This is a genomic window from Paraglaciecola sp., assembly GCF_039964565.1.
GTDB lineage: Bacteria > Pseudomonadota > Gammaproteobacteria > Enterobacterales > Alteromonadaceae > Paraglaciecola.
Genome location: NZ_JBDVXF010000027.1, coordinates 74,769 through 82,913, shown reverse-complemented (window position 1 = coordinate 82,913; position 8,145 = coordinate 74,769). Strand labels below are relative to the sequence as shown.

Below are 8,145 nucleotides of genomic sequence, written 5' to 3'. Positions count from 1 at the left end.
CCAAGTGTTAGCATTGATAAAGCACCTAGCAATACTTTTAAATTTTTCATCGTTTTATTCCTTTCAGCATATTTAGAATTTAAACACTACACAGCTACAGCATACTTAACTTGTCTACTATCTAATAACAGCGCTAATGTCCTTACCAACAAAGCACAAATCGGGCCAAAAATTAATTTAACTTATAAATCAATAACATATTCTTTTTTCAATAAATAAAAAATATAGCATTGTAAAAAATATCGACACTAAAATTAAAGATAAAAGTCACGGGCCTAGAACCTTTTTAGCTACTTTAACGTTTCAATCATAGCGATTTCTAATATTTCTAATATTTCTAATATTTAACGAGATGAAAACACAAAAAAGCCCGCGTAAAGCGGGCTTCAAAAACTTAAGTTTAAATTATTAAACTAATTTTCTACGACGTAAACCTAGGCCAATAAAACCAAGACCTAAGATAGCAAGTGCAGATGGCTCTGGAACTAGACCGACTGAATCCAAAGTAAAATCATCTCCAAGACCGTCTGAATCAATAAACGCAGTTGCAGAAACAACTTGACTAAAGTCAAAATCAGGACCAGGCGACATACTAGCAAAGCTGGCTAAGAATACACCTGTTGAAACGACTGTGTAACTAGCGGAAATAGTTGTGCCATCTGAGTCTTCTAGAGTAAGCATGACATCAAAACCGCCGCTTCCATCGATATTTACAACATCAAAATAGAAATCAGTATAGCCACTGAAATCTAATGAACTACCAAGGCCGGGTAAAGTATAAGAAATTTCCAATGTTCCATCAGACAACGGCTCTTCCGCGTACGACAATGAACCAGATCCGAATACATTACCTTTAGCTGTATCAACACCAGCTCCGGTAAGCCAAGTTAGCTCATAGCTTGCTAACGCGCCAGTCTCTGCGGAAGTTACAACTGCATTAGCTACTTGAAAACCTGCATCAGGTGTTGCTTCGATGTTAAGCTCGGGATTATAGTTAAAGCTATCTAGAACTAATGTACCTGCGCTAACACTTGAAGCTGCGAATAGTGACAAAGCACTAAACAAAACTTTAATTTTATTCATAACAATCCATCCTTTAATAATTATTAAACGAAAATTGACTATTTCTACTACTGCTTCAAGATAAAAATGTCATCACAAGTAGTAATGCATCATTCAGACCAAAAAATAAACAACTAAACTTATCAACCACTTAGATCACGTTGAAAGAGAGACCTAGGTTAAACATGTAAAGTAATCCGACACTTAAATGACTAATCTAAAATTTACGGTTTTAGCGATTCAATTTGGCGGCACAACTTTATTATAGAATGCACATTAAAACGCCATAGTGAACGGATACCTACATTATATTTTGCCTTTTAAACGCTTAATTTCTGCTTTATGTGAGAAAGACATGTCTTGTTTTTTTTCGACCTGTTCTAAAACCTTTTGTGCTGAATTAATTTCTCTTATTGCAATCAAAGACTCTACATAACGAAGCGCTATATCAATATTTGATTTATCTAATTTGTAAACCTTTTCAAAAACTTCAACTGATTCATCAAGCTTCCCTGTTTTTTGCAAGGTCGTCGCGTATGTATCTAAAATTGCAGGGTACTCAGGACTCAACTCAGCTGCACGTTTAGCATATTTTAAGGCCGCCTCATGATTACCTTGTTCAATCAAAATGTAAGCCAAATTATTGAGAGCTCTTGTATTGTCAGGTTCTATTTTAAGTACTGATTCATAGTGTTTTCTTGCCAAAACGTAATTATTTGAACTAATGGCTAATTCGGCAATTTGAATGTCACTCACAACTGAATTACCCACTTTTAACTGATGCTCATTCAGAAAAGTAATGGCTTCTGAAAATTGCTTTAATTCCTTAAACGCTTTGGCAACCAAAGAAGCATTAGTTTGACTCGAATTCCGCTCATAAAACGCTTTTAATTTAGGCAATGCAGAAACCGCGTCGCCTTTTTCTATCAATATTTGTCCCAATAATCCCTGGCCAGGAACGCTTTTCTTTGTTTTTTCAGACAAGTTATTGAAACTTAGAGATGCAGCTTCTACGCTTCCCGTAACCAGATTAAAGTATGTTACAAACATACCAAATTGGTCTTGAGATGGAAATTTGCTTAGCGCCGTCTTGGCGACAGACAAAGCCTTAGGGTAATTTTTACTAACGTCTTGTAGAGTAATTAAACGAAAATATGCATCTATACTATCCGGTTGTTTCGAAACCCAGTTTTCCGCAACATTAATGGCTTTATCAATTTGACCATTGAGATAATAAGCATTACTGAGAACCACCCAATACTTATCTGGCGTTGTTTCGCCGGTAGATATTTGCTCTAAAACTGAAATGCTCTTAGTATATTGGCTTTGGGTGAAAAGAGCTTGTGCAAATAAAAGACTAAGCTGTATATTTTTTGGCTCATTTTCAAAAGCCCGTTCAATTAGTCTTAATCCGTCTTCAGAGTTACCTAAATCTCTTTGCAACACAAAGTACTTTCTTAATGTATCTATATGATTTGGCTTTGAACGGATAACCTTGTTCAGGAATCCAACGGCACTTTTTTTATCGCCTTCAGCCACTGCTTTGTCAGAATAATAGGTATTGGCAGAAATATTATTAGGATCAATGAGAAGAGCTTCATTATACATGTTCTCTGCTTGATTAGTTTTATTGAGCTTAGAATAACTAACTGCTGCCAATATATAGCCAAAAACTTGATCTGGTTTTTGTTTGATCCAATTATTGCTCAATTCAATAGCTTTATCGTAAAGCTCATTATCGATATACGCTCTGGCTAATGCTGTATTTGCAGTGTCTTGGTCAGGATCTAATGCTAGTGCCTGTTCTAAGTCTGATAATCCATCGATATCATCCAGAGACAAACGCAACATGCCTTTTTGGGCAATCCTTAAGGGATCGCTGAATTTTATTGTATCAACTTTTTCTAGAATTGCTTTACGCTGTGCGCTTTGTCCATTATCTATTAACTGAGCGCTAGTTGCTGACAACAAAATCACGTCGTCCTCTGTTAACCCATCTAAATTGGTTATTGTTGAGCCTAATTCATTAGCGATCCCCAATTTCAACTCCAACACAACCAATATTTTCAAAATTGGATGACGAGGAGGTAGTTTGTCCTTGATTGAATTCATGTGCTTATAGGCTTGTTCATTTGAACCCAGTCTAAATGCACTAATTCCGGCAATGATTTTATTTGGTAAGTCATCTGAACCATTTTGAATGGCCTTCTCAGCAAACTGCTTAGCACTATTAAAATCTTGAGCCTGAAATCGCACGACCCCCTTTAGTTGATTAATAAACGGTTGTTCTGGATTAACCCTCAACAAAACATCAATTTCTTTTTCTGCTTCTTCAAACTGCTTGTTTTTTATATAAGCGTTAGCTAGAAACACTCTAGATTGATAGGTTTGAGGAAGTAACTCTTTATATTTTTCGAAACTTTTAACTGCGCTTTCATTATCTTTGGATACAGTAGTTAACTGTCCTTTCAATAAATGCGCATCGGCGAAATCAGGCTGCTCTTTTAAAATTTCATTTATTTTTTCTAAAGAAGTGTCGATTTGTTGATTACTGAAATCGACATAGGCATTACCCAATTTACTATACAAAGAGTCAGAGGATATTTCGTTCGCATCTGCCACTGCCTTTTTCGCTTTGACAGGCTCACTTAACTGAAAATGAGCAATTGCTTTGTATAACAATAACGAAGTATTCACTTCTGGTGAAAGGTTTCTAGATTCTTCCACCAACTGAATAATTTCTACATTTTTGAATTGCAAACTGTAAACATTTGCCAAAATCGGCAATACTTCGTTCGGTTCGTAACCTAATTCAGATGCTCTAAGAAGCTCTTTTTCCGCTGCTGCGCTACTTCCTTGTTGAGCATACAAGTTTCCTAACATAAATCGCGATTTAGGATCTTGAGGGTTGACACTAATTGCGTTTTTTAATTCTATGATGGCTGTAGGAATGTCGTTTTGCTGAATCTTTGTTTCTGCCAGTGCGATATATTCTTCAGACGTTTTTTTTGTACAACCTGTAACTACTAAAAATACGCTAAAAATAACCACGAAGTGAATTTTTGTCATTATTCTATCCAAATTGAATTATTAACTTGCTCATATACTACCCGTTGGACTGTGAAAAACACCATTTTTTTGTCGAATCATACAACTTGTGGTTGTTCCAAAATTATAATTACATAACTTTAACTCTCTAATAACCATGATTTTTTTACAAATTAGAGATTTTGCTATGTGATTTAAAGTGGTATTCGGTTAGCCTTATCAGATTACAACTTTGTATCTGCCTTGGATTAACTTGTCGCAAATGGAAACGGATCCCATGCCTTCATTACCTTTTCAGACTCGCTCATATCATGTAAGCGATAGTCATGTGCAGGAACTGTCCCAAAAATGGTTAGCCTTGCAGAACAAGACAAATACTTCAGCTTTTGTTGCGTGGTTCTGGATACAACAGTGGTTAGCCCAAAAACGATTAGCCACTAAAAACTGTTTGTGTGTTGAAGTATCGCAAGGACAGGAAACCCTTGGTTTGGCGCTATTTGGTACAAAAACCAAAACAATATTTTTAGGGTTGGGTTTTAAGCAGTATTTTTTACATAAAAGCGGCAATATCAAGGAAGACCAAACTTGGATAGAACACAATACATTTTTACTTCACAAAAACTATGAACCACAGTTGACCAATGAAATTTGTCAAGAGCTGGTAAAAAGTGGCAAGGTAGATGACATAAAAATAGGTCTGAGTTCTCCTCAGTTTATCGATACTCTTAACTTCGAGGGCTTTAATAGAAGAACAGAACTATCATCAATAGGATATTTGGCCAATTTAGAGAGTTGTTCCTCGTTAGAGGATTATCTCGGCAGTTTATCAAAAAACACTCGTTCTCATATTAAACGTTCAATAAAACTCCTAAATGAACAAAGTCCGATTAGACTTGAATTGGCAAAAGCCCCCTCAGAAAAACAAGCTGTACTCACACAAATTGCCGAATTGCATCGCATCAAATGGCGCTCCACGGTTTACGGTAGTGGTTTTGATAACCCGTGTTTCTATGATTTTCATCAAGCATTAATTCAAACACCACATTCAGCTCAAAATTGCAGACTGTATACCTTATATCAAGATGAAGTTGCCCTTGGACACGTATACCTATTGACCTATGGTGAAAAGTGGAGTTTTTATTTATCGGCACTACATTTTAATGCCGACAACCGCATCAAAGTAGGATTAGTAATTCACAGTTTGATTATTGAACAAGCGATCAAAGAAGGCATTAAAATTTACGACTTTTTAGCAGGTGAAGCCCAGTACAAAAAGTCGCTTTCTAATGCCCCCCCCTACGAACAAAATATATACTGTTTTTATCGCAACACACCATTACTGCTATTCAGAGAACTATTGAGAAAATGGAAACGTTTAATATTTGGCAGATTGTTTTCGAACCTACGAATGAAATTAAATGATTGATTCTCCGTCCATAAAACTGCCAATAGAATTTGAATCCAGCTTAGATGCTAATCACAAACTAGTTAGTGAAGTATCTGTTCCTCTACCTAAATCAATGGTCGTCTCTGTTAAACAGCTGTCTGTAACAGCTGATACTAACGATGTGCCAGTTATACCCAATGAAATCGATGCACTTTGCCAGGTTGTCGCTTATTGGCCAGACAACAGCATCAAATGGGTAAAACTCACCATTGAGCGTGTTAAGCAAACGCCTGTGTATTTGAATATTAACAACACCCAAACAGGCACACCTGAAAGTTCAAACACTCAATTTGTAGAGAACACTAATGCAACTGATAACTACTCATTTAAGAGTGACGACAAAACACTAATTTTGCACTTAGCTAAGCACCAACTAACAATGTTGGATGTTAATGATAACGCTATGTTAAACCTCAACGCAGGTGACCTTGAACTCGCTGATAGTCAAGGCCAGTCGCTAACGGCTTACTTTGACAGTGCTATTGCAACGCAACAACCCAATTTAAAAAACAACGATTCTCCAGCGGTGACATTGAAAATAAAAGGACATTTTTCAGGTACTTTAGTGCGCTTTCAACTGATGCTTGATTGGTTGCTTCCTTTTGACTTAGTTCAGTTTACCCTGCAAATACATAATACTAACCGAGCCATGCATCACGGTGGCAAGTGGGATTTAGGGGATACGGGTTCATTCTTTTTTAAATCATTTAGTATTAATTTAAACACGACTCCGAAAGTAGACACCTCACAAACGTCTAAGCCAAAACGCCACACCTTTACCGATGTGCAGAGTAACCAAAGCTTTAACGCCGAGAGTTTTTTCTGCGAGCAATTCTCAAGTGGTGGAGATAATTGGCAAAGTCTTGTGCATGTTAACCACAAGAATCATGTTGAAATTAACAGAAATGGTTTTGTACTTCAGCATGGCAACACTGAATACACAGGCCTGCGATGTCAGCCAGTTATTGGGTTACAAAACAATCTCGCGATTACCCTAGATCAATTTTGGCAAAATTTCCCAAAATCACTGTCAGTCGCAGAGCAAACAGTGACGTTGGGACTATTTCCATCAACTCATTATCTCCACGAGTTGCAAGGTGGCGAGAAAAAAACTCATAGTTTTTGGCTATCACTTAATAGCGCCCAGAATGATTTAACGTCAAACCATTTAAATAATCGTGGTCACGTTGCCTGGGATTGGGTTAACCAATGCGACCTGTATCCCTTTATAGAAAAAGAACAACCGGCTCCCAACTCACTACAATCGATTATCGACTTAGGTGTAAACAGCGCTTCTAGTTTTATGGCTAAGCGCGAAACCCTTGATGAATATGGCTGGCGCAACTTTGGTGAACTATACGCCGATCATGAAACCGCAGGTTACCAAGGTGACGACATATTTGTGTCCCACTATAATAACCAATATGACCCTATCTATGGATTTCTTAGACAATATTTAATCACTGGCAATACAAAGTGGTTTGAACTGGCAAACGACTTAGCCACACATGTAAAAGATATTGACATCTATCATACCAAACTAGATAAAAGCGAATACAACGGTGGGTTGTTTTGGCATACCGATCATTACTTGCAAGCCTTTACGTCGAGCCATAGGTCCTATTCTAAACATCAAGCAAGTGATGCCTACCAAGACCATTCTGGCGGTGGTGGCCCGGGCGGTCAACACTGCTATACCACAGGTTTGTATTTGCATTATTGTTTAACTGGTCAGCAGAGTTCAAAAGATGCAGTGCTTACTTTAACGAATTGGATCACCCATGTTTACGAAGGTTCAGGTACCTGCCTTGAGTTGTTGTTAGCCTTTAAAAACCGTCATTTTGCGGGATATAAAAATCACTTTACTGGGCAGTATCCATTAGACAGAGGCATTGCCAACTACGTGAATGCCCTTTTGGATAGTTTTGAGTTAACTCAAAACGAAGACTACTTAACACAAGTACACAACATACTAAGCAACGCCATGCATCCCGATGAAGATCTGACCCACAGAGATCTGCAGAATATAGAAAACACATGGTTTTACACTGTACTACTGCAAGCCCTATGTCGTTTTCTTCAAGTCAAACAGAGCAGACAAGAATTCGATCAACACTTTTATTATTGTCGTGATTGCTTGTTAAATTTTGCAGACTGGATGTTAGTCCACGAATACCCTTACTTGGAAAAACCTGATATTTTGGAATATCCAAATGATACTTGGACCGCTCAAGATCTGCGTAAAGCCCATGTTTTAGCTGGCGCTTATTATTTTTCGCCACACAAAAAAACTGAATATTTGACAAAAGCGCAGTTTTTTCAGCAGTATGTTGCTGATAAGCTTACTAAAGCAGATACCAAAACCTATACACGGATTTTAGTATTGCTGATGCAAAATCAAGGAGCGATGGAGTTTTTCCAAAAACAGCCTGCCCCAATAGCTTTTGCACCCAGAGAAAACTGGCCAGCAGCAAAATATCAGCAAACTTCTGTTTATGGTGGATTGCTCAAGGTATTCACTAAAAGGTTGATGAAAATCTCACCAAAAGCTGAACTTGACTGGTTAAAAAAGCGCTTAGCCTAAACCC

At 37.4% G+C, this 8,145-nt stretch carries 5 protein-coding genes; 3 read left to right on the top strand and 2 right to left on the bottom strand.

Annotation, left to right across the window (positions count from 1 at the left end):
- Positions 1 to 219, top strand: a 219-nt coding sequence (locus ABJK37_RS10885) for a hypothetical protein (protein WP_348353202.1), incomplete at its 5' end; no start/stop codon positions are given.
- Between the two features lie 189 nt (positions 220 to 408).
- Here ABJK37_RS10885 and ABJK37_RS10880 read toward each other — a convergent pair.
- Both ABJK37_RS10880 and prsT read right to left on the bottom strand, forming a co-directional pair.
- Positions 409 to 1,083: a PEP-CTERM sorting domain-containing protein gene (locus ABJK37_RS10880; RefSeq protein WP_348353199.1), complete on the bottom strand. Its 675-nt coding sequence runs from the start codon at positions 1,081 to 1,083 to the stop codon at positions 409 to 411.
- Between the two features lie 285 nt (positions 1,084 to 1,368).
- Positions 1,369 to 4,131, bottom strand: coding sequence for an XrtA/PEP-CTERM system TPR-repeat protein PrsT (gene prsT / locus ABJK37_RS10875; RefSeq protein WP_348353196.1), 2,763 nt, complete (start codon positions 4,129 to 4,131; stop codon positions 1,369 to 1,371).
- 241 nt (positions 4,132 to 4,372) lie between these two features.
- On the opposite strand from prsT, the gene ABJK37_RS10870 reads away from it, so the two are divergent.
- Complete coding sequence (locus tag ABJK37_RS10870; RefSeq protein WP_348353204.1) at positions 4,373 to 5,536, top strand: GNAT family N-acetyltransferase; 1,164 nt, start codon at positions 4,373 to 4,375, stop codon at positions 5,534 to 5,536.
- On the top strand, positions 5,529 to 8,141 hold the full coding sequence (locus tag ABJK37_RS10865; protein WP_348353194.1) for a hypothetical protein: 2,613 nt from the start codon (positions 5,529 to 5,531) through the stop codon (positions 8,139 to 8,141). The genes ABJK37_RS10870 and ABJK37_RS10865 overlap by 8 nt, the downstream gene beginning before the upstream one ends.
- Positions 8,142 to 8,145 lie beyond the last annotated feature (4 nt).